Source organism: Dactylosporangium vinaceum, assembly GCF_019904175.1.
Taxonomy (GTDB): Bacteria; Actinomycetota; Actinomycetes; order Mycobacteriales; family Micromonosporaceae; genus Dactylosporangium; species Dactylosporangium vinaceum.
This window is the reverse complement of the sequence record NZ_CP061913.1, coordinates 3,290,498-3,312,416: the sequence shown is the minus strand read 5'-3', so window position 1 is coordinate 3,312,416 and position 21,919 is coordinate 3,290,498. Positions and strand designations below refer to the sequence as shown.

Genomic DNA, 21,919 nt, shown 5'->3' with positions numbered 1-21,919 from the left:
TTGGAGAGTGTTCTCTGCAAATACTTGCGCATGCCGCTACATGCGTGAGTTGCAGAGAGGACTCCCATGGCCCGTTCATCACTCCTCGCCGTCGCCCTCCTGGCCGGCGCGGCGCTCGTCATCGCCGCCCCGCCCGCGCACGCCGCCACCGCCGGGGCGACCACGCCGTTCACCAGCTATGAGGCCGAGGCCGGCGCGCTCGGCGGCGGGGCGAGCACCGTCGCGCTGACCGCGGCCCCGGCGACCCAGTACTCGAGCGCCGCCCTTGAGGCGTCCGGGCACGCGTACGTCCACCTCGCCGCGGCCGGCCAGCGGGTGACCTGGACCAACACGACCGGCCGGCCGATCAGCGCGATAGTGGTCCGGGCCAGCATCCCCGACTCGGCGGCCGGCGGCGGGATCACCGCGAGCCTGAGCCTGTACGTCGACGGGGGGTACCGGCAGGCGCTCAGCCTCACGTCGAAGCAGTCCTGGGTGTACGAGGGCAACAACCATTACAACGACAGCGCCGACCAGAACCCGGCCGACGGCAACCCCCGCGTGTTCTGGGACGAGGCCCGGGCGTTCACCGCGCCGATCGCCCCCGGCGCCACGTTCGCGCTGCAGAAGGACGCCGCCGACACCGCCGCCTTCTACGACATCGACGTCGTCGACGTGGAGAACCCGGCCCCGGTCAGCCAGCCGGCCGGCTCGATCTCGATCACCAGCTGCGGCGCCGCGGACAGCCCGGACGTGGACAGCACCGGCCCCATCCAGACCTGCATCAACCAGGCGCAGGCCCAGAACAAGGTGCTGTGGATCCCGAGCGGCACCTTCTACCTGAAGGGCACCGCCGGCCTGCACGCGACAGGCATCACCATCGCCGGCGCGGGTCCGTGGTACAGCACGATCTACCGGGCGGTGCCGCTGCCCAACCCGCAGCCGCTCGGCGCCGTCATGGACCTCACGTCGTGCACGGTCCGGGACTTCCACATCGACTCCAACGCCACCAGCCGGGCCACTGTGGACGGCGCCGGCGGAGCCATGGACACCACCGGCACCAACTGGGTCGCCGACGACATCTGGACCCAGCACACGCTGTCGGGCTTCTGGGCGTCGGGCACCGGCGGGCAGGTCCGCAACAGCCGGCTCACCTCCATCTGGGCCGACGGCATCAACCTCAACAACGTCTCGCTCAACAGCTCGGTGGGCAACAACCTGAGCGCCACCAACAACTTCGTGCGGGGCACCGGCGACGACGGCATGGCCATCAACTCGGTCAACTACAACACCGACGCGAACGGCAACCGGACCTACTACACGCCGATGGCCAACATCTCGTTCACCCGCAACACGATCGTCGCCCCCTGGGGCGGCAAGGGCATCGGCATCTACGGCGGCGGCGGCCACGACGTCGAGTACAACGCCGTCAGCGACACCGCCCGCTACATCGGCCTCGGCGCCGGGCGGTTCGGGGTCAACGGCAGCGACCTGCTCGGCGCGACAGTGTCCAACAACGTCGTCACCCGCTCCGGCGGCAACGGCTACAGCCAGGGCCAGCCGGCGCTGCAGATCGGCAACGGCGGCGACGGCCAGAACGTCGGCGTCGTCGACCGGGTCACCGCCGCCGGCAACACCGTCACCGGCTCGCTCTACGACGGCATCGGGTTCTCCCAGTCGACGAACACCCAGCTGCTCAACAACACCGTCACCGCCCCGGGCCGCAACGGCGTGGTCGTCGCGCCGCCGTTCTACCCGGCGCCGAGCGGCTCGGCGACGATCACCGGCAACACGGTGACCGGCCTGAAGAGCGGGGCGAGCGCCTACCTGAACAACTCCGCCGGCTTCGCCGCGACCCTGAGCGCCAACAGCTGGCAAGGCGGGAGCGGCCCGGTCGAAGCGCCTTTCGGGGGTACTGCGGCCGCCGTCCCCGGCACCGTGCAGGCCGAGCACTACGACACCGGCGGCCCGGGCCTGGCCTACAGCGTGACGTCGGTCAACGGGACCGCGAACGGCTACCGGGCCGACGGTGTCGACCTGGAGTCCACATCGGACACCGGCGGCGGCTACAACCTCGGCTGGACCGGCGCCGGCCAGTGGTTCCGATACACGGTGAACGTCGCCACCGCCGGGCAGTACACGGTGTCGGCCCGCGTCGCCGCCCCGAGCGCGGTCACCGGCGCGCTGCACATCGCCGACGCCGCCGGCGCCAACCTCACCGGCGCCGTCAGCCTGCCCGCGACGGGCGGGTGGCAGGCGTGGGGCACGGCCACGGCGACGCTCACCCTCCCGGCCGGCCGGCAGGTGCTGACGGTCGTGCAGGACACCGGCGGCTGGAACCTCAACAGCCTCCAGTTCACCGCGGGCGGGAGCACACCGGCGCCGACCGACCTGGCCGCGGGCCGCCCGACCGCGGAGTCCTCACACAACCAGGTGTACGCGTCGGGCAACGTCACCGACGGGAACCAGGGCACCTACTGGGAGAGCGCGAACAACGCGTTCCCGCAGTGGGTCCAGGTCGACCTCGGCGCGGCGAGGTCGGCCACCAAGGTGGTCCTGCAGCTGCCGGCCGGCTGGGGCGCCCGCACGCAGACGCTGACGCTGAGCGCCTCGAACGACGGCTCGGCGTTCACGACAGTGGTGCCGTCGGCGGGCTACACCTTCAGCCCGTCGGCCACCATCACGTTCAGCGCGGCGACGGCCCGGTACTGGCGGGTGACGGTCACCGCGAACACCGGCTGGCCGGCCGCGCAGCTCGCCGAGTTCCAGATCTGGGGCTGATCGGCCACCCGCACCCCGTGTGACAAGTAACAACGAAAGCGCAGGTCCGGCGGCGGTTTACGGCTCGCTTAAGTTTGGCTTTCCGCCGCCGGAAAGCGCTTTCCCAAGCTACCATCTGCCCTCGTGAGCCTCCCCTTCGAGCTTTCCCGGCGCCGCGTCGTGATCGCCGCCGCCGCCGGCCTGGCCCTCGCCGCGACGGTCGGCGCCGTGGCCGCCTTCTCCTCCGGCGGCGGCGCCGGACCGGCCGGCGCCCGGGACGCGGCGGCGGCGGCGACCCGGTCGTCCGACGGCGATGCCGCGGCCCTGACCGCCGCGGACGCCTCCGCCGGGCCGACCCCGAGCGGGTCGCCGATCGCACCGCCGAAGGAGACCGGGCCCTGCGGCCGCACCGCGAGCGCGACGCCGGTGGTGCGGGTGACCGACGTCGGCGTCGGCTCCGCGGTCACCGGCTACGGCCGCGAGGGTGACACCGACCCGCTGCCGATGGCGATCGCCGCCACCCCCGACGGCGGCTCGTGGCTGGCCTGGCTCGGCACCGACGGCCGGGTGCACCTGGGCCGGCTCGGTTGCGACGACAGGCTCACCGGCACCCCGACCAGCTTCGACGGCATCGACCTGCAGGACGTGTCGGCCGACGCGAACGGCGGCGTGCTGCTCGTGACCCGCAAGGGCGACTGCCGCACCGGCCCGCTGTGCGGGGGCGAGTCGAGCCCCTGCAACACGATGTGGATGGTCCGCTTCGACACCAGCGGCAGGCAGGTGTGGGAGCGTCAGGTCACGAACCTCGGCTCGGGCCTCGGCGGCTACGACAACGGCGCCCGGTTCGTGTGGTGGTACCAGCACCACGGCCGGCTGGCCTACGACGGCAGCAATTACGCCGCGTACTTCGGTGTCGCCATCACCGTGCAGAACGGGTCCTGTGTGGACATCCACGAGGGCGACCGGATGCAGGTCGTGAACTCCAGCGGCGCCCTGGTGACCGGCCACCGGGACAGCTTCGAGGTCGGCTGCAGCCACAGCTGGGGCACCCGCATCGCCTGGGACCCGCGCAGCAGCCACTTCGCGATGGTCTGCGCGACCGACAACAGCTGCCGCATCGCCCAGCCGCACCCGTATCGCACGGTCGCCGCCGGGGCCTGCGACGGCACCCTGTTCGGCGGCGACCTGGTCCTGGCGACGAGCTCCGGCTACTGGACCGCGTGGAGCCAGGGCGGCACGGCCCGGCTCGAACACTTCGGCACCGGCGCGTCGGACTCGACGGTGAAGACGGCGGCGAAGACCGCGCACCCGCACCTGGTCACCTACGGCCCGGGCCGGATGCTGCTGGCGTGGGAGTCCGGCTCGGCGATGGCGGCCCAGGTGTACGACTCGGGCCGCGGGTCGGCGGTCGGCGCCCAGTTCGGCATCGGCGTGAAGGACCACGACTACCAGGCGTTCAAGGCCTACGGCGACGGCAGCGCCGCCTACCCGGCCGCGGGCGCGAACAGCACCTCGATCCGCGTCGCGCGGGTCATGCCGATGCAGTAGGACCGGGCCGGGAGAGCGCTCTCTCAAGTTTGCCTTAAGAACGTTGACTCCCGTCCGGGCATGGCCGAGCCTGGGCGCCATGAAACTCGGCCGCAAACCGCTGTTCGCCCTGCTCGCCGCCGCCACGGTGGCGGCCGGGGCGTTCGGGCTCACCAATGCCATGGCCGCCACCGGCGCGCCGATCACGGGCGTCGCCGGCAAGTGCGTCGACGTCGCCGGATCGAACAGCGCCAACGGCACCGCCGTGCAGCTGTGGACCTGCAACGGCACCGGGGCGCAGCAGTGGACGCTCACCGCGGCCGACAAGAGCATCCGGGCCCTGAACAAGTGCCTCGACGTGACCGGAGCCGCCACGGCCGACGGGGCGAAGGTGCAGCTCTACGACTGCAACGGCACCGGTGCGCAGCAGTGGACGGCGAGCGGCACCCAGCTCGTCAACACCGGGTCCGGCAAGTGCCTGGACGCGAGCGGCAACAGCTCCGCCGACGGCACCCGGCTGCAGATCTGGGCGTGCACGGGCAACGCCAACCAACAGTGGAAACTCCCCGGCGGCGGCACGACCCCGACCGCCACGGCCACCCGGACGGCCGCCCCGAGCCCGTCGGCGTCGCGGACCAGCGGCCCGTCGGTGAAGAAGAAGGGCGTCAGCACCTGGCAGTTCACCGGCCTGTCCGACGCCATGCGCAACGTCGGCTCCGGCTGGTACTACAACTGGTCCCCCGACAACGACAGCATGCCCGCCCCGGCCGAGTTCGTGCCGATGATCTGGGGGGCCGCCAACGTCACCGACACCACCCTCGCCAAGGTCCGGACCGAGGGCACCACGCTGCTGGGCTTCAACGAGCCCGACATGCAGGGCCAGGCGAACATGACAGTCGAGCAGGCGCTGTCGCTGTGGCCGCGGCTGCAGTCGACCGGGATGCGCCTCGGCAGCCCCGCCGTCGCGTGGGGCGGCGACCAGGCCGGCGGCTGGCTCGACCGGTTCATGACCGGCGCCCGCCAGCAGAACAAGCGGGTCGACTTCATCACCCTGCACTGGTACGGCTCCGACTTCTCCGACGCCGCCGTGGGCCAGTTCCTCGGCTACGTCCAGCGCGTCCACGACCGCTACAACCTGCCGATCTGGATCACCGAGTACGGCCTGATGAACTTCAGCGGCACGCCGAAGTTCCCGAACACCGCCCAGATCACGTCGTTCATCACCCGCACGACGACCCAGATGCAGGCCACCGCCTACATCGAGCGCTACGCCTGGTTCTCGCTGCCCGCGGTCGGCGACTCGCTGCCCTACGGCCTGTACAAGGACGGCTCCACCCCGACCCCGGCCGGGGAGGCCTACCGGGCCGCGGCCTAGGTCCTAACCTGGTGGCATGTACGCGCCGCCGCCCGCCGCCCGCAGCACGCCCCGCTGGTTCTGGTTCGTCATCGGCTTCGTCGTGCTGATGCTCGTCGCCGCCGCCGTCACCGCCACGCTGTTGCTCACCCGGCGGTTCGGCGGCGGCCCGCGTCAGGGCGACGTCGCCTACACGCTGCAGCTGACCGGCCTCGACGGCGCGGCACCGGCGAAGGACGCGGTCGAGCAGACCCGCGGCATTCTGCTCGACCGGCTGCGGCAGCTCGACGTCGGCCGCCCCTCGGTGACCGTCACGGCGGCCGACACACTGCGGGTCACCGCCGCCCACGCCGACGCCGAGCGGGCCAAGGGCGTCCTCGCGCCGGGCGACCTCACGTTCCGCAAGGTGCTCGACCTCGTCGACAGCGGCGACCCCGGGCCCGACTGCCGGGCCGACGTCGGCGTGCCCGACCCGGCCGGCGCGCTCGCGTCGGCCCGCAACAAGCTCGGCGAAACGGTGTGGGCGAAGGCCAACGGGCTCAAGGACGCGACCGACCCGGACGCGAAGACCCTGACCGGGTTCGAGAAGCTGACGTGCGCGGAGATCGGTGTGCTGCCGCCGCTTGTGCAGTTCGCGGCCCCCGGGGTCGGCTGCACGGCCCTCGACCACCGCACGGGCCCGCCCCTCGCGCCGCGGGCGAAGGTGACGGCGTGCGGGGAGCGGGAGAAGTACCAGCTCGACGTGGCCGGAGCCACCGGCGCCGACCTGCAGGGCGCGCAGGCCGGCACGAGCCCGGCGAACGGCGCGTGGACGATCACCCTGCGGTTCACCGCGGCCGGGCAGGAGCGGTGGACCGGCCTGACCCGGGAGGCGCTGCAGCAGCAGGTCGCCATCCTCGTCGACAACACCGTGATCTCCGCGCCGATGATCCAGAGCGTCATCCCCGGCGACGCGGAGATCGCCGGCGGCTTCACCGCGGACTCGGCGAAGGCCCTCGCGGCGAGGCTCGGCCACGGCGCCCTGCCGACCCGGATCGCCGTCACGGCCACCGACACGGTCCGCTGAGCGGCTACCGCCAGACCTGGGTGGCGACGCGCAGGAAGTTGCCGCCCACGATGCCGGCGACGGCGTCCGGCGGGTATCCCCGGTCGCGCAGCGCCTCCTCGACGGCGAACAGGCCCTCGGGCGGCGTGAACCGGATCGGACCCCAGGCCGTGTACGCGGCCGGGAACAGGTGCGGGCTGCGCTGCATCTCGGCGTTGAGATCGTCGCCGTCGAAGGAGAAGTCCGTGGACAGCCCGACGTGCTCCGGCCGACCAGCTCGACGGCGTGCTCGATGTGCCTGACGAACGCGTCGACGGTGGCCTCGTTGGCGCCGAGGAAGATGCCCACGCCGGTGATGCCGATGACGCCGCCGGTCTCGGCGCACGCCCGGGCCTGCTCGTCGGTGATGTTGCGCGGGTGGTCCCACACCGCGCGCATGCACGAGTGGCTGTAGACGACCGGCTGCTCGGAGTACGTGCACAGGTCCAGGCCGGTCCGGATGCTGCAGTGCGAGCCGTCGGCCACCATGCCCGCGGCGTTCATCTCGCGCAGCAGGTCGCGGCCGTAGGCGGTGAGGCCCTCGTCGACCGCGTCGAGGCAGCCGTGGCCGGCGGCGTTGCGGGTGTTGTAGGTGGGCAGCATGGTGCGCACGCCGAGGTCGTAGAACTCCCGGACCCGGTCGAGACGGCCTTCGAGGGGGCCGGAGTCCTCCAGGTCGAACGCGACGGCCACCCGGCCGTCGGCGATGTCGCCGACGCCCGACGCGGGCCGCAGCATGTCCGAGGCGGCGATCCGGGGGGCCCAGGCCGCGATGAGCCCGGTCACGTCCGCATAGCTGTGCGGGGCATAGCCGACGTTGACGGATACGTAGGCACCGCCCGGGCGCTGATAGCGCTCGGGCTCACTGAGCGGGGCTTGCTGCGTCAGCGGCAGGCAGCAGTGCTGCTCCCACAAAACCACCTCGAACTCCTCGGCGAAGAAGGCGATGATCAATGTAGAGTAACCGAGTGGTCACTGCGGCGCTGACGTCCGGCAACCTCCAGGCCGCCGACTACTGCCACAAGCGCCGTCCGGCCGACGTCCGCTGCTTCTACGTGATCAACCCGCGCTCGCCCCACGGCGACTGGGCGCTGCGCGAGATCGTGCGGCCGGCGTTCCGGGCGCTGCGGGCCGAATACGGGCTGTCGGCCGAGGCCCTGCCCTACGGCGAGGTCCCCGCGGCACGGCCGGGCCTGATCACCTACGTGGTCTACGGGCCGACCGATCCGCTGCTGATGACCGGCGACGAGAAGGCCTACCTGGCCGCCCTCTCGGCCGCCGGGGTGCGCACGAACGTCGTCTCCGCCTACGAGCTGACCGCGGACGGGGCCGACCGGCCCGGCTACGAGCGGGCCGCGACGGTCGTGCCCGACCTGTGCGACGAGCTCGACGTCAACGCCATCTACCCCGACGAGGTCGACCGGCGCCGCAACATCCGCACCAACACGTGGCAGGACCTCTACACCAACGTCATCGGCGAGACGATCCGGCTGAAGTACACCCCGGCCCGCAGCCTCGAGCCCGGCGACCTCGCGGTCCGCCACCGCCTCGGCGCCGAGCACGCCTGGGAGATCGCCGAGCTGGCCCGCCTGCACCGCGAGCACCGGCTGTGGCAGCGCAAGCCGTGGACCGACGGGTCGGTCGTGTTCACCCACGACGGCTACTGGTACGTGTCGCAGACCGTGACCGACAAGACGGCCATGTCGACGGCCGACTTCGACCTCGTCACGTCCTACGACGAGGGCCGGCAGGCGCTCACCTACACCGGGCCGCGGCTGCCGAGCTCCGACGCGCCCGAATACCTGATGCTCAGCAGCCTGCTCAGCATGCACGGGCGGCGCCCGCGGCTCATCGTGCACTTCCACCACCGCGAGCTCACCCGCGGCCACCGCTACCGCGAGCTGGTCACCGCCGCCACCGTCGAGTGTGGACGGTTTGCGGCCGGCCGGCAGCTCTTCGCCGAGCTGCGCGGGCGGCGCTCCGACTGGGTCATCATCCGCGAGCACGGGATGGTGTGGATCGGCGACTCGACGGGCGAGTTCGAGCGGTTCTGCCACCGCGTCCTGCGCTGAGCACCGGCGCCCCGCTCACGGCTCCGGCGAGCCGGCCAGCAGGCGGACGGTGAAGCGGCCCTGCTCGTGGCGCAGGTCGACGTGGGCGCAGATCTGGTGGGCGATCCACAGCCCGAGGCCGCCGGTCGGGGTGCGGACCGGGCGCAGGCCCACGAGCGGGCTGCGCGGGCCGGGGCCGGCGTCGGCCACCGTGACCAGGACCCGGCGCTCGGCGGCCCAGACCCGGGCGTCGACCGGCGGTGCGCCGTGCACGAGGGCGTTGGTGACGACCTCCGTCGCGGCCAGCACGAGACCCCGCAGATCCTGCGGGGGTATCGCACTGTGCTCGCCGGCCGCGATGACGGCCGCACGCAGCTCGGCCGGCATCGGGTCGGTGAGGTGCGCCCGCGGCGGGGTCCGCTCCAGGGGGTCCCGCCACGCCGAGGGCCGGTTGCGCAGGAACTCCTCCGGGTCGGCGAAGTCCGGGTTGGGGTGGTGCCCGGCGGTGTTCGCGACATACGGGTGGGTACGCCGGACCTGCGCGATGACGTCCGGCGGGCAGATGCGCACGTCGTAGGGGCACAGGCCCCAGAGCGGCAGCTCGTCGTAGGCGTGGTTGATCACCGCCTCGTAGCGGGCCCACCAGTCCCACGGCACGCCCACGCCCGGGTGCGGGACCTCCCCGGCCACCCGGACCTGCTCGGCCCCGGCGGCGACGAGGCCGGCGACCAGCCCGCGGTAGCGGTGGATGGCGGTGGCCGGGCGGGTGTAGTGCTCCTCGCCGTCCAGGAACCGCACCCCGCCGAGCCCGGGCGCGGCCCGCAGCAGCCCCGTGAAGTGCGGGTTGAACGCGGCGACGGTCGGCTCCCCGGCGGCCAGGCCCCCGGCCAGGAACGGCGCGACGATCGCCAGGAACTCCTCGTCGGAGGAGTAGAACGCGGCCTCGTGGAAGAAGCCGGGCCGCCCCGCCGGGGCGCCGCTCCTCACGCGTCCACCTGCCGGACGAGGTCGAGCAGCCCGGCCAGGCGCCGGCTCGCGCCGGTGATCAGCAGGCCGCGCTCGCGCCGGGCCAGGCGCACGATCGCGGCGGCCGCGCCGACGTCGGCGAAGGTCAGCGCGGACAGGTCGACGGTGAGCGGGTCGTCGCCCGGCAGGTCGGCCCGCAGCCCGTCGAGGACGGCGATGAGCGCGGCCCGGTTGGCGATGTCGGCCTCGCCGGTCAGGGCCAGCCCGCGCGGCTGCGCGGTGTGGCGCATCCGCAGCTGCGGCGGCTGGGGGTCGCCCGGCTCGGCGGTGCCCGGGTGGGTGCCGATGTACCGGCGCAGCCGGACCGGCGTGAACGCGCCCCGGTCATACAGGCAGACCCCGCTGGCGAAGCCGCCGGCGAAGACCCGGTTGACCTCGGCCTCGTACCAGGCCAGCCGGTCGGTGCCGGGCACGCTCCCGGTCGCCCAGGCCATGTCGGCGATCACCCGGATGCCCGGGTGGCCCTCGCGCCGGGCCCGCCAGATCAGCCGGCGCAGGTCGTGGGCGACCTGCTCGGCGTCGAAGCGGCCCGAGGCGAGGTAGCTCTCGGCGGCGCTGCCGATCTGCAGCCGCCCGTCGCGCAGCGCGTCCGCGGCCCGGCTGTCGGCGGCGACGAGCGCGGCGGTCAGCCGCTCCGGATCGTCCGCCACCGTGCAGCAGATGATCTTGTCGCCCTCGTCCAGGCCGGTCCGGACGAACTGCTCCATGAGCTGCCCGCGGACCCGTGCGCCGTGGAACGGGACGCAGACGTGGTCACCCGCCTGCAGGCCGGCCAGGGTCGCGGTGCCCACCACGCTGCCACCTCACTCGCGGTACTCGGATCGTCACACGGTACCGCGAACGATGACCGCCGCCGATGGCCTGCCACCTGTTCCATCCGCCCGGGCTACGCCACCCGGCCGGATGGCGCAGCCGATCATCCGGTCAGCCCTTGACCGCGCCCGAGGTCATCCCGGCCACGATCTGCCGGTTGAAGAACATGAACATGATCAATGGTGGGACGGTGATGAGCAGGATGTTCATGAACAGGAGGTTGTACTGCGAGGTGTACTGGCTGTTGAAGTTGTAGAGGGTCAGCTGCACCGTCGCGTTCTGGTCGCCGGGCAGGAAGTACAGCGGGTTGGTGAAGTCGTTGAACACCGCCACCGACTGCACGACCACCGTGGTGATCGCGACCGGGCGCAGCAGCGGCAGCACGACCCGGAAGAACAGCCGCAGCGGCCCGGCGCCGTCGATCGTCGCGGCCTCGTCGAGCTCCCGCGGGATCGTGGCGATGAAGGCCCGGAAGAGCAGGATGCTGAACGAGAGCCCGAACGCGATCTCGACGAGGATCAGCCCGGCCATGGTCTTGAACAGCCCGAGGCCCTGCAGCACCCAGATCGTCGGCACCACGGCCGGCGGGATGATCAGCCCGGACAGCACCAGCAGGTCGATCAGGCGGTTCCAGCGGCTGCGGCGGCGCTGCAGCACGAATGCGACCATGGCGGCCAGCACCACCATCGCGAGCACGCTGAGGACCGTCAGCACGGTGCTGTTGATGAACGCGATCACCAGCATGTAGTCGCGGGCCTCGATCACGTCGACCAGGTTCCGCCACGGCTGGAAGTGCTTCGGCCAGCTGAACGCGGGCAGCGCCGCGTCCTGCCGGTCCTTCACCGCATTGAGGACGATGAACAGGAACGGCACGAGGAAGACGACCCCCGACACCAGGATCGCGATCCCGCCGTACACATGCCGTCTCATGCTTCGGTCTCGTTCCGATTGAGCACCCAGTAGAGCGGCAGCACCAACGCGGTGACGACGAGGAACAGCACGACGTTGCCCGCCGTCGAAAGGCCGTAGAAGCCGCTCTGGTACTGCTTGTAGATGACCGAGGCGATGACGTCGGACGTGAAACCCGGGCCGCCGCGGGTCATCGCCCAGATCAGGTCGAACGAGCGCAGCCCCCCGATCAACGACAGGATGATGACGGTGACGGTCGCCGGGCGGGCCAGCGGCAGGACGATGTGCCGGAAGTGCTGCCGGCCGCCCGCCCCGTCGACCTTCGCCGCCTCGAAGTACTCCTGCGGGATCGACACGATCCCGGCGATGTAGATGAGCGTGGCCAGGCCGACGCCCTTCCACACGTCGACGAGCGCCACCGACAGCAGCGCGTACCTGGGATCGGTGAGCCACCCGGGGCCGTCGATGCCGACGGCCCCGAGCGATTCGTTGATCAGCCCGTGCTGCGGGTCCATGAGCACCGTGAACGTCAGGCCGACGCCGATGGTGCTGACCAGGACCGGGAAGAACACGACCGAGCGCAGGTAGCCGCGGGCGGACAGCCGCGAGGTGAGCAGCACCGCCAGCAGCAGCCCCAGCACCACCTTCAGCGCGCAGGTGACAACGGCGTAGACGATGGTGTTGGTGAAGCCCTGCACCAGCGCGGGCTCGGCGAAGAACTGCCGGAAGTTGTCCAGGCCGATGAAGTGCGCGTCGAACAGGCTCCAGCGGGTCAGGCTGAACCAGAACGACGCGACCGTCGGCACCAGGAACAGCACGCCGTAGACGAGCGCCGCCGGCAGGTAGAACCAGTACGGATAGGGGCTCCTGCGCACTGCTACCACCCGGGCAGGCCGAGCTGCTGGGCCTGCTTCCTGACGTCCTGGTCGTAGAGCGCCGCGGCGTCGGCCGCCTTGCGGATGCCCGAGCCGACCTCGACGGTGATCTGCTCCAGCGACGGGCCCTTCACCGGCGACAGGAACTCCAGGGCCGGGCTGTTGGCGCCGCTGTCGAAGTACGGCTGCATGTCCTTGATCGGGGCGGCCACGTCGGCCGGGAGCGAGCAGCCCTTCACCAGGAACGGCCCGAACGGCGTCGTGGCCTTCGCCATCGCGTCGCAGCCGTCCTTGCTCGCCACGAACGCCACGAACCGGCGGACCGCGTCGAGCTTCTTGCCGGTCGTGGTCTTCGGGACGTAGACGGCGGCCGGCTCCCACACGGTGAGCCCGTTCTTGCCCGCGTCGTCACCGGGCAGCGCGAAGAAGCCGATGTCCTGCATCTTCCCCGGCGCCTGCGACTGGATGGTGCCGACGGCGAACGTCAGCATCGGGTAGTGCGCGGCCTCGCCGTCGGCCAGGTGCTTGATGCCGGCCTCGAGCTTGGTGGAGGCGAAGTCGGTGGTGAGGTACCCGGCGTCGTGCACCTCCTGCAGGCGCTGGAAGCTCTTGAGCGCGGCCGGGGTGGTCGCATACTTGGCCTTGCCCGCGGTGTACTGCTCGGCGAAGTCCGGCTGGGCCGCGGCCACGTTGTGGAAGTCGGCCAGCACGATCAGCTGCGACGTCCACGTGTCCTGGTAGGTCTGCACGACCGGGGCGATCCCGGCCGCCTTGATCCTGGCGTTGTTGGCCATGAAGTCGGCCCAGGTCTTCGGCACCTGCAGGCCGAGCTTCGCGTACACGGCCTTGTTGTAGAGGATGCCGCCGCCGGTCGCGCCGCCGAACGGCACCCCGTAGAGCTTGCCACCGGCCGAGACCGTGGACTTGAACGTGGCGTCCAGGTCGCCGACGTAGGGCTGGTCGTCCAGCGCCACCAGGTTCTGCTCCGGCTTGAGCGCGGTGAACAGGGAGCCGGAGTTGTACATGAAGACGTCGGCCATGTCCCCTGTGGACAGTCGCGTCTTGACGATGTTGTCGCCCTCACCGCCCTGCGGACGGGTCTCCACCTTCACCGTGACGCCGGTGTTCCTGGCGTTGAACGCGTCGGCCAGCCCCTTGGCGGTGGACAGGCTGGCGTCGGAGTTGTCGGCCAGGAACGAGATCGTCGTGCCGGCGCCACTGTCGCCGCTGGAGCCGAGGTCGCCCGCGCTGCAGCCGCTCAGCACCAGCAGGCCGGCGGTCAGCACCGCCAAACATGCTCGGTGCACGTCTTTCTTGGGCATTGGGTCTACTCCTCAGGGGTGTCGAAGGGGTGCACCGGTTCGGACGGCCGGGGATCGTCCGCCGGATCTCGGAATTCGCAGGTGTACTCGCTGAGGCCGGACCCGGCTTCGAATGTCTCGGCCGGGCCGGGCAGCTCGACCCGCGCGGTGACCCCCGGCGGGAGGGTCACCTGGACGTGCAGCCGGTTGTGCGAGCGCCGCCAGGCGACCCGAATCCGGCCGTACGGGCTGTCGTGCACCGCCTCCGCGTGCTCGAGGCCGCCGCCCGGTCGGGGGCGCACGAGCACGCGGCGGTATCCGGGCGCGGCCGGGGCCAGGCCGGCGACCGTGCGGTGCAGCCAGTCGGCGACCGCGCCGAGCGCGTAGTGGTTGAACGAGGTCATCTCGCCGGGGTTGACTGTCCCGTCCGGGAGCAGGCTGTCCCAGCGCTCCCAGATCGTCGTGGCGCCCATCGTCACCGGGTAGAGCCAGGACGGGCACTCCCGCTGCAGGAGCAGGTGGTAGGCGTCCTGGTCCGCGCCGGCCGTCGTGAGTGCGTCGCAGATCAGCGGCGTACCGGCGAAACCGGTGCCGATGCGGTACCCCTCGGCCGCGACGAGCTCGGTGAGGCGCCGCCCGGCCCGCTGCCGCTGCTCCTGCTTGGCCAGCAGGCCGCCGGTCAGGGCCAGCGCGTAGGCGGTCTGGGCGTCGCTGGCCAGCCGGCCGCTCGGCGTCACGTACTCGTCGTTGAACGCCTCGGCGACGGCGGCGGCGTGCGCGGCGTAGCGGGCCTGGTCGTCCGCCTCACCGAGCTCGGCGGCGATCGCGGCCAGCCGCCGGGCGCTGCGGGCGTGCACGGCCGTCGCCACCAGCCCCGCATCGGTGCGGGCGGCCGCCGGGCGCTCGGGCGGGGCGGCCGGGTCGAGCCAGTCGCCGAACTGGAAGCCGGTGTCCCAGCGGCGGTGCTCACCGGCGAGCGCGGCGACCTGGTCGACCCAGGCCCGCATGCTCGGGTACTGGGTCCGCAGGACCCCCGTGTCGGCGAAGCGCTCGAACAGCGTCCACGGCGTGTCCACGGCGGCGTCGCCCCAGACGGCGGCCGGGCGCGGCGGCCCGAGCAGCTCGACCCAGGGCACGTAGAACGGGACGGTGCCGAGCTCGGCCTGCTCGGCCGCGAGGTCGGCCAGCCACGACGTCAGCAGCCCGGCGCAGTCGTAGAGGAACGCGGCCGTCGGCGCGAACACGGCCAGGTCACCGGTCCAGCCGAGCCGCTCGTCGCGCTGCGGGCAGTCGGTCGGCACGTCGAGGAAGTTGCCGCGCATGCTCCACACCACGTTGTCGTGCAGGCGGTTGAGCAGCGGGTCGGACGAGTCGAACCAGCCCGTCCGCGCCATGTCGGTGTGGCACACGACGGCCTCGACGGTGGTGCCGGGCCCGCCGCCGGTCACCTCCGCGTAGCGGAAGCCGTGGACGGTGAACCGCGGCTCCCATGCCTCGGTCCCCTGCCCCTTCAGCGTGTACTCGTCGGTCGCCCGCGCTTCCCGCAGCGGGCGCGTGTACAGCTCGCCGTCCTGGAGGACCTCGGCGTGGCGGAGCGTGACGGTGGTGCCGCGCTCGCCGGTCGTGGTGATCCGCAGCCGCCCGGTCAGGTTCTGGCCGAAGTCGGCGATCGTGCGCCCGTCCGGATCGCGCGTGACCGCGACCGGCCGCAGGGTCCCGGTGCGCCGCACCGGCGGCCCGTCGGCGGCCACCAGGATCGCCGGGTCCAGCGCCCGCGTGGTCGCCGGGGCCCAGTCGCGGTCGTCGAAGCCGGGGCTCGACCAGCCGTCGAGCTCCCGGCGGGCGTCGTAGCGCTCACCGTCGTACAGCCCGGTCGCGGTGATCGGGCTCGGCGCGGTGCGCCAGCGGCCGTCGGTCGTGACGACGTGCCGGGAGCCGTCGGTGCAGTCCACCTCCAGCTGCACCGCCAGACCGGTCCGCTCGCCGTAGACGCCGCGCCGCCCGCCGCGGAACCCGAGCCGGCCGGCGTACCAGCCCTCGGCCAGCCAGCCGCCCATCGCGTTGGGCCCCTGGTGCAGCGCCTGGGTGACGTCGAACGCCTGGTAGCGCAGCCGGTGGTGGTAGCTGGTCCAGCCCGGGGCGAGCACGTGGTCGCCGACCCGCTGCCCGTTCAGCTCCAGCTCGTAGACGCCCTGCGCTGTCGCGTAGAGCCGGGCCCGGGCCGGCGCGGCGGGCAGGTCGAACACCGTGCGCAGCAGCACCGCCGGCCCGTCCTCGCCGGTGATCGCCGGGCCCTCGACGAGCGCGGCCCGCCAGTCGGCCGCCGGGTCGAGCAGGCCGGCCTCGACCAGCAGCGGCTCGCTGATCGCCGACGTCCGCGCGTCCGTCCACACGCGGACGGTCACCGCTCTGGTCTCGCGGGCGGCCAGCGGGGGCGCCGGCCAGGCCACGAGCACCTGGTCCGGGGACTCGACGCGGCCGGACGTCCAGTCGCCGGCCGTGAGCTCGTACGCGACCTGGGCGGCGCCGGGGACGTCCGACTCCAGCCGCCACGACAGCCGGGGCCTCGGCGTGCCCAGCCCGAGGGGTTCGCGGACGTGCTCGGCCCGCAGATCGACAACGCGCATGATGGGGTGCCTTTGCTCTATGAAACGATTCAACGCCACGGCCTGCCAGCGGCGTCGTTCGGGATGGTGCGGCGGATTTTGTAGAGCGTTCTCCACATGTTGGGTCGCGCCCGACGGCGTGTCAAGCACCCGTACGTGCCGATCGTGTAGATCAGTATCGACCGCCGGGGCTCCGATACACTGCCACCGGCGTGTAGTTCGTTCTACAAGTTTCTCGGGAGGGCGCATTGGACTCCGGTCGTCGGGCGACCATCGCGGACGTGGCCAGCCGGGCCAACGTGTCGACCGCGGCGGTGTCGAAGGTGCTGCGCAACGCCTACGGCGTGAGCCCGGCCATGCAGGAGCGGGTCCGGGCCGCGATCGCCGAGCTGGGTTACCGCCCGCACGCCGCCGCCCGGGGCATGCGGGGGCAGACCTACACCATCGGCGTGCTCATCCCCGACCTGCGCAACCCGTTCTTCCCCGAGCTGATCGAGGGCATCAGCGACCACTTCGCGGGCACGCAGTACCAGGCGCTGCTGGGGCCGGGCGGCAGCACCCCGGAGTCCCAGGCCCGCATCACCGAGGCGATGATCGACCGCCGGATGGACGGCCTGATCATGATCGCCCCGGTCGTCCCGCGCGCCCAGCTGGAGGCCACCGCCCGCACGATCCCGACGGTCGTGATCGGCCGCCACGGCCGCTCCGCCGAGTTCGACGCCGTCGTCGACGACGACATCGAGGGCGCCGCCCTGATCGTCGACCACCTGGCCGCCCTGGGCCACCGCCGCATCGCCCACATCGAGCACCGCGACACGACCCGCGGCATCCCCACCACCATGCCCCAGACCGTCCGCGCCGAGGGCTACCGCCGCGCCATGCAGCGCAACGACCTCACCGACGAGATCGACGTCGTCCCGTCCACCTACAGCGAGTCGGGCGGCTACGCCGCGGCCCGCGAGCTCCTGTCCCGCCCGGCTCCCCCGACCGCCATCTTCGCCGGCGCCGACGTGGCCGCCATCGGCGTCCTCAACGCCGTGTACGAGGCGGGCCTGCGCATTCCGCAGGACATCTCGGTGGCCGGCTACGACAACACGACGGTGGCCGCGATGGGCCCGATCTCGCTCACGAGCGTCGACCAGGACGGCCACCTGATGGGCGCCAACGCCTCCCGTCTCCTGCTGGAGCGCGTGGAGGACAAACGCCGCCGCTCGGTCCTGATGTCGCTCTCCCCGACCCTGGTCCCCCGCCGCAGCACCGCGGCACCACCCGCCGCCGACGGCTGAGGCGCACGCGCGGCCGCCGGGGTGGGAGGGTCAGCCGGTGACGGGGGCCGCCGGGTCGGTCACCGGGGGCAGGCTCGACCAGGGGAAGTTGATCCAGCGGTCGGTCCGGCGCCAGACGTACTCGCAGGCCACCGTGGACTGGGGCTTCTCGTACAGCACGGCGCAGCGGACCTCGGCCACCCGCCCGGCGCAGAAGGCCCGGACGACCTCGAGGGTCGCGCCGGTGTCGGCCACGTCGTCGGCGATCAGCACCCGGGCCGCGGACAGGCCGGTCAGGTCCGGCTGGGGGTCGAGGATGACGGGGGCGTCCAGGCGCTCGTCGATGCCGGTGTAGTACAGCACGTTGAGCATGTGGATGCTCTTCACGTCCAGCGCGTAGCTCAGCGCGCCCGCGACCAGGAGGCCGCCCCGGGCCACGCTCAGGACCAGGTCGGGGCGGTAGGCGTCGTCGGCTATCCGCTGGGCCAGCTCGCGGGCGGCGCGGCCGAAGGCCGGCCAGTCCAGGATCTCGCGGTCCTGCTGATCCATGTGACCCCGCCCGTCTGCGCGTGTGCCGGCCAGGGCAGCATACCGGCGATCAGCGGCGCCGGGGTGGCGGCGCGTCCGGGCGGCGCGGGGCCGGGGCCGGCTGGATCACCTGCGCCGGGACCAGTGCGGTCTGGAGGCGGCCGGCGTCGGAGCCGGTGGTGCCGGCGACGGTCTGGGCGGCGGTGGGGCGCAGCGTGATCACGGAGGTGGCCAGGGCGACCAGGAGGGCGCCCCAGACCAGGGCCGGGCCGCGGCGGCGGGCGGCGGGCCGGCGGTGCCCGGCCGAGCGGCGGTGGCCGACCGCAGCGGTGCCCTCGTGGCGAGGGCGGTACACCGGCGGGGCCGGGCGCGGCGCGACAGCCGAGCGGCGCGGGGCGGCGGGCTTGATGTGGGCGATGGGGATGACCCGCACATAGGGGCGGACGAGGGCCGGAGGCATACTGGCAACGTAAGCCTCATCGGCCCTCGCCGATCCCGTCGTCAGCGGGTGAGCAGACGGTTCACCCTCCGGCTCACCCTGTGGGTCAGCCGAGTGCGCGCAGTTCGTAGAGGCGGGTGACGGTGTCGTTGGCGATCTGGGTCGGGGTCTGCACCGTCAGGCGGACGTACCGGCCGGAGACCGCGACCGGGTGGGCCGTGTTCGCGGCGGTGTTGGCGGTGACGGTCACGGCCCTCGTCCAGGTCGTGCCGTCCGGGGAGACGTCGATCGTGAACGCCTTCGTGTTGTAGTCCGCGGACTCGCCGCCGGCCTGGGCGTGGGCCAGTTCGAAGCGGCTGATCGAGCGGTTGGCGCCCAGGTCGACCTGGAGCGTCGCGCCGGCCGTCGCCGAGCAGAACTTGTCGCTGTTGCCGCCCGAGACGCTGCCGTTGACCGCCTTCTCCGGGCCCTCCGACGCCGCGCACGCGGTCGAGCCGGTCACCGGCCGGTTGAGGGCCCAGTTGGTAAGCGCCGGGCCGTACGCCTCCAGCTCGTAGATGCGCGTGGCCCCGTCCGCGGTCTGGGTCGGGGTGGTGACGTTGAGCCGGACGTACCGCGCCGTCGTCGTCGCGATCTGGTGCGTGGTCACCGGGTCCGCGTTGCCGGTCACGGACACCGGCGTGCTCCAGGTCGAGCCGTCGGTCGAGAGCTGCAGATTGAAGGCCTTGGTGTTGTACCCCGACTGCTCGCCACCGGCACCGGCATGCTTGACGACGAGCCGGTTGAGCGGCTGCGCGGACCCGAGGTCGACCTGCACCCAGGCGCCGGCGGCGCTCGTGCAGAACTTGTCCGCGTTGCCCCCCGTGACGCTGCCGTTGACCGCCTTGTCGGGGCCCTCGCTCGACGCGCAGCCGGCCGAGCCGGTCGCGGGCCGGCCCTGGGCCAGGTTCACCGGCGCGGCCGGGGGCGTGGTGTGGTCGGCCGAGGGTGGCGTGTCACCGGCGGCGGTTCCCCAGGCGCCTGGGGTACCGGAGACGCTGTACTCCAGCGATGCGCCGTGCGCGATGTCGGACTGGGCCAGCCAGGTGCGGGTGAAGGCGGTGCCGCCGAGGCTGGCGGTGGCGATGTAGCGGTTCGCGTCGGTGACGCCGGGGGCGTTGATGGTGATCGTGCCGCCCTGTTGGGACCCGAACGATCCCACCGTCACCTTCGCCGACGGAAACTGCGGCGTGCTGACGCCGTAGAAGTTCCCGCCGTTCATGAGCGGATACAGGCCGAGGGAGGCGAAGACGTACCAGGCGGACATGGTGCCGAGGTCGTCGTTGCCGGTGACGCCGTTGGGGCCGTTCGCGAACAGGGTGTAGGCCGCCCGCAGTACCGTCGCCGTCTTGTAGGGCTGGCCCGTCCACAGGTAGGTGTAGGGGGCCAGCAGGTCCGGCTCGTTGTTCGGGTTGTACGTCGTGAAGCTGTAGTAGTCGTACGCGCCGTTGACCCACTTGTCGTGGGCGGTGCCCGCCGGGTCGCTCAGCAGGTCGCTGTAGGCGAAGAACTGGTCGAGCCGGCTGTTCGCGTTCGCCTTGCCGCCGAGCAGGCCCACGAGCCCGTCGGGGTCCTGGGGGACGAGCCACTGGTACTGGTACGCGCCCGCCTCGTGGAAGGTGTGCGCACCGTCGGTCGGCGAGTACGTCGGCGCGAAGACGCCGTTGGCGTTGCGGGGCCGGAAGAACCCGATCGACGGGTCGAAGAGGTTGCGGTAGTTCTGGCCGCGGACGGCGAGCTGGTCGGCGTCGGCGGTGTGGCCGAGCGCCCGGGCCATGATGGCCAGTGCCGAGTCGGCCGCCGCATACTCCAGTGTGGACGAGCTCGGGTACTGGCAGTCGTTGTCGAACGAGTTCGTCGGCGTGCACTGGACGCCGGTCGGGATGTAGCCGAGCGCGGTGTAGTACGGGTTGCCGTTGCGCGCGTTGAGCCCCGTCGAGGCGGGCGGGGTGCCGAACGCGTTCTTGCGCAGGGCCGTGTAGAACTGCTCCTCGTAGCCGGACAGCAGCCCGCGCGACCACAGGTCGACGAGGAACGGCGTGACCGGGTCGCCGGTCATCGTGTTGGTCTCGGTGTTGTCGAGCGCCCACCGCGGCAGCCAGCCGAGCTCGCGGTCCACGGCCAGCAGCGACAGCGCCGAGTCCCTGGCCACCTGCGGCTCCAGCAGCGCCACGAGCTGGTTCTGGGCGCGGTAGGTGTCCCAGAGCGAGAACGTCTGGTACGGCGTGTAGCCCGACGCGGTGTGCACGGCGTTGTCGAACCCGCGGTAGCTGCCGTCGACGTCACCGGCGAGGTTGGGGTGCAGCAGGGAGTGGTACAGCGAGGTGTAGAACGCGACCTGCCGGTCCGTCGTCCCGCCGTCGACCTCGGCCTTGTGCAGCTTGGCGTTCCAGGTGTCGTGGGCGGCCGTGCGGACCGTGTCGAAGTTGAACCCGGCCGCGCTCGTCTCGGCGCTCAGGTTGGACCGGGCCCCGGCCAGGCCCGTGTACGACAGGCCGACCTTCACGGTGACCGCCCGGTCGGCGCTGGTGTCGAAGCGCACCCAGCCGCCGCGCGCCCCGCTGCCCGACGAGGACTGGGAGCCGCTGGTGAAGGTGGAGCCGGCCCAGGTGCCGAACGAGGCGAACGGGCGCGAGAACTGGGCCGTGAAGTAGATCGTGTGCGCGGGCGAGGTGTTGCAGAACCCGCTGGCGGTCACCGAGCCCTCGACGGTGGTGCTGTTGGGGATCGACACACTGGAGCTGCTCGCCCCGGTCGCCGACCCGCGGGCCTGCGCCGTGTTGAACAGCACGTTGGACTGGGTGCCGGCCGGGAACGTGTACCGCTGCCAGCCGGAGCGCAGCGTCGCGGTCAGCTCGGCGGTCACGCCGTCGGGCATCCCGAGCCGGTAGTAGCCCGGCGTCGCCTGCTCCTGGGCGTGGTTGAGCGCCTGCCCGTAGGTGTTCGGGTCGCTGCTGCTCACGGCGCCGACGGTCGGCATGAGCGGCACCTCGCCGGCGACCGGGCAGCCGACGCCGGAGAGGTGGGTCTGGGAGAAGCCCCAGACCTTCGTGTGGTCGTAGCTGTAGCCCGTCCCCCAGCCGGTGTCCGGGCTGACCTGCGCCATCCCGAACGGCAGCGCCGCACCGGGAAACGTGTTGCCCTCCTTCTGCGTCCCGATCAACGGATTGACCAGGCCAGTGAGGTCGGCGGGTACGGCGGCCCGGGCGGGCGCACCGAGGGCGGTCACGGTGACGGCGGCGGCGCATGCCGCGGCCAGGATGGTGCTGAGCAGCCTTCTCACGTCGCTCCGATCGATACACGGTGAGTGGCCGCCGACCGCCGAAATCGACGCTCGTGAAGGTTCTCGCGAACGGCGCGGTT

15 protein-coding genes and 1 pseudogene are annotated in these 21,919 nt (G+C 72.3%); 6 read left to right on the top strand and 10 right to left on the bottom strand.

Annotated features, from left to right (window positions below):
• Positions 1-66: 66 nt before the first annotated feature.
• The 4 genes from Dvina_RS14650 to Dvina_RS14635 all read left to right on the top strand — a co-directional run bounded on the left by Dvina_RS14650 (position 67) and on the right by Dvina_RS14635 (position 6,686).
• Positions 67-2,760 carry a galactose-binding domain-containing protein gene (locus tag Dvina_RS14650; RefSeq protein WP_223103030.1) on the top strand — a complete coding sequence of 898 codons (2,694 nt, stop codon included), beginning with the start codon at positions 67-69 and terminating at the stop codon, positions 2,758-2,760.
• Positions 2,761-2,883: 123 nt separating this feature from the next.
• Complete coding sequence (locus tag Dvina_RS14645) at positions 2,884-4,287, top strand: hypothetical protein (RefSeq protein WP_223103029.1); 1,404 nt, start codon at positions 2,884-2,886, stop codon at positions 4,285-4,287.
• A 79-nt stretch (positions 4,288-4,366) separates the two neighbouring features.
• Positions 4,367-5,641 (top strand): glycoside hydrolase family protein, encoded by a 1,275-nt coding sequence (locus tag Dvina_RS14640; protein ID WP_223103028.1) that lies wholly within the window; start codon positions 4,367-4,369, stop codon positions 5,639-5,641.
• Positions 5,642-5,657: 16 nt separating this feature from the next.
• Positions 5,658-6,686, top strand: a complete 1,029-nt coding sequence (locus Dvina_RS14635; protein ID WP_223103027.1) for a SecDF P1 head subdomain-containing protein — start codon at positions 5,658-5,660, stop codon at positions 6,684-6,686.
• Between the two features lie 4 nt (positions 6,687-6,690).
• Here Dvina_RS14635 and Dvina_RS14630 read toward each other — a convergent pair.
• A pseudogene (locus Dvina_RS14630) lies at positions 6,691-7,442 on the bottom strand (dipeptidase).
• Between the two features lie 230 nt (positions 7,443-7,672).
• Between Dvina_RS14630 and Dvina_RS14625 the strand changes: the two are divergent.
• Entirely contained in the window at positions 7,673-8,776 is a 1,104-nt protein-coding gene (locus Dvina_RS14625; protein ID WP_223103026.1) for a hypothetical protein, read from the top strand.
• Between the two features lie 15 nt (positions 8,777-8,791).
• Here Dvina_RS14625 and Dvina_RS14620 read toward each other — a convergent pair whose 3' ends face one another.
• The 6 genes from Dvina_RS14620 to Dvina_RS14595 all read right to left on the bottom strand — a co-directional run bounded on the left by Dvina_RS14620 (position 8,792) and on the right by Dvina_RS14595 (position 16,306).
• Positions 8,792-9,742, bottom strand: a complete 951-nt coding sequence (locus tag Dvina_RS14620; RefSeq protein WP_223103025.1) for a sensor histidine kinase — start codon at positions 9,740-9,742, stop codon at positions 8,792-8,794.
• Positions 9,739-10,575, bottom strand: a complete 837-nt coding sequence (locus Dvina_RS14615; protein ID WP_223103024.1) for an MEDS domain-containing protein — start codon at positions 10,573-10,575, stop codon at positions 9,739-9,741. The genes Dvina_RS14620 and Dvina_RS14615 overlap by 4 nt, the downstream gene beginning before the upstream one ends.
• A 130-nt stretch (positions 10,576-10,705) precedes the next feature.
• Positions 10,706-11,524: a carbohydrate ABC transporter permease gene (locus tag Dvina_RS14610; RefSeq protein WP_223103023.1), complete on the bottom strand. Its 819-nt coding sequence runs from the start codon at positions 11,522-11,524 to the stop codon at positions 10,706-10,708.
• Positions 11,521-12,378, bottom strand: coding sequence for a carbohydrate ABC transporter permease (locus Dvina_RS14605; RefSeq protein WP_246656217.1), 858 nt, complete (start codon positions 12,376-12,378; stop codon positions 11,521-11,523). Before Dvina_RS14605 ends, Dvina_RS14610 begins: the two co-directional genes overlap by 4 nt.
• A 2-nt stretch (positions 12,379-12,380) precedes the next feature.
• A complete protein-coding gene (locus tag Dvina_RS14600; RefSeq protein ID WP_246656534.1) occupies positions 12,381-13,664 on the bottom strand; it encodes an ABC transporter substrate-binding protein in 1,284 nt (427 codons plus the stop codon).
• 41 nt (positions 13,665-13,705) lie between these two features.
• Positions 13,706-16,306, bottom strand: coding sequence for a glycoside hydrolase family 78 protein (locus Dvina_RS14595; RefSeq protein ID WP_223103020.1), 2,601 nt, complete (start codon positions 16,304-16,306; stop codon positions 13,706-13,708).
• 227 nt (positions 16,307-16,533) lie between these two features.
• On the opposite strand from Dvina_RS14595, the gene Dvina_RS14590 reads away from it, so the two are divergent.
• Positions 16,534-17,571 (top strand): LacI family DNA-binding transcriptional regulator, encoded by a 1,038-nt coding sequence (locus Dvina_RS14590; protein WP_223103019.1) that lies wholly within the window; start codon positions 16,534-16,536, stop codon positions 17,569-17,571.
• 30 nt (positions 17,572-17,601) lie between these two features.
• Here Dvina_RS14590 and Dvina_RS14585 read toward each other — a convergent pair whose 3' ends face one another.
• From Dvina_RS14585 to Dvina_RS14575, 3 genes are all read right to left on the bottom strand, one after another.
• Positions 17,602-18,099 carry a phosphoribosyltransferase gene (locus tag Dvina_RS14585; protein ID WP_223103018.1) on the bottom strand — a complete coding sequence of 166 codons (498 nt, stop codon included), beginning with the start codon at positions 18,097-18,099 and terminating at the stop codon, positions 17,602-17,604.
• A gap of 49 nt (positions 18,100-18,148) precedes the next feature.
• A complete protein-coding gene (locus Dvina_RS14580; protein WP_223103017.1) occupies positions 18,149-18,538 on the bottom strand; it encodes a hypothetical protein in 390 nt (129 codons plus the stop codon).
• A gap of 85 nt (positions 18,539-18,623) precedes the next feature.
• Positions 18,624-21,839 carry a GH92 family glycosyl hydrolase gene (locus Dvina_RS14575; RefSeq protein ID WP_246656216.1) on the bottom strand — a complete coding sequence of 1,072 codons (3,216 nt, stop codon included), beginning with the start codon at positions 21,837-21,839 and terminating at the stop codon, positions 18,624-18,626.
• Positions 21,840-21,919 lie beyond the last annotated feature (80 nt).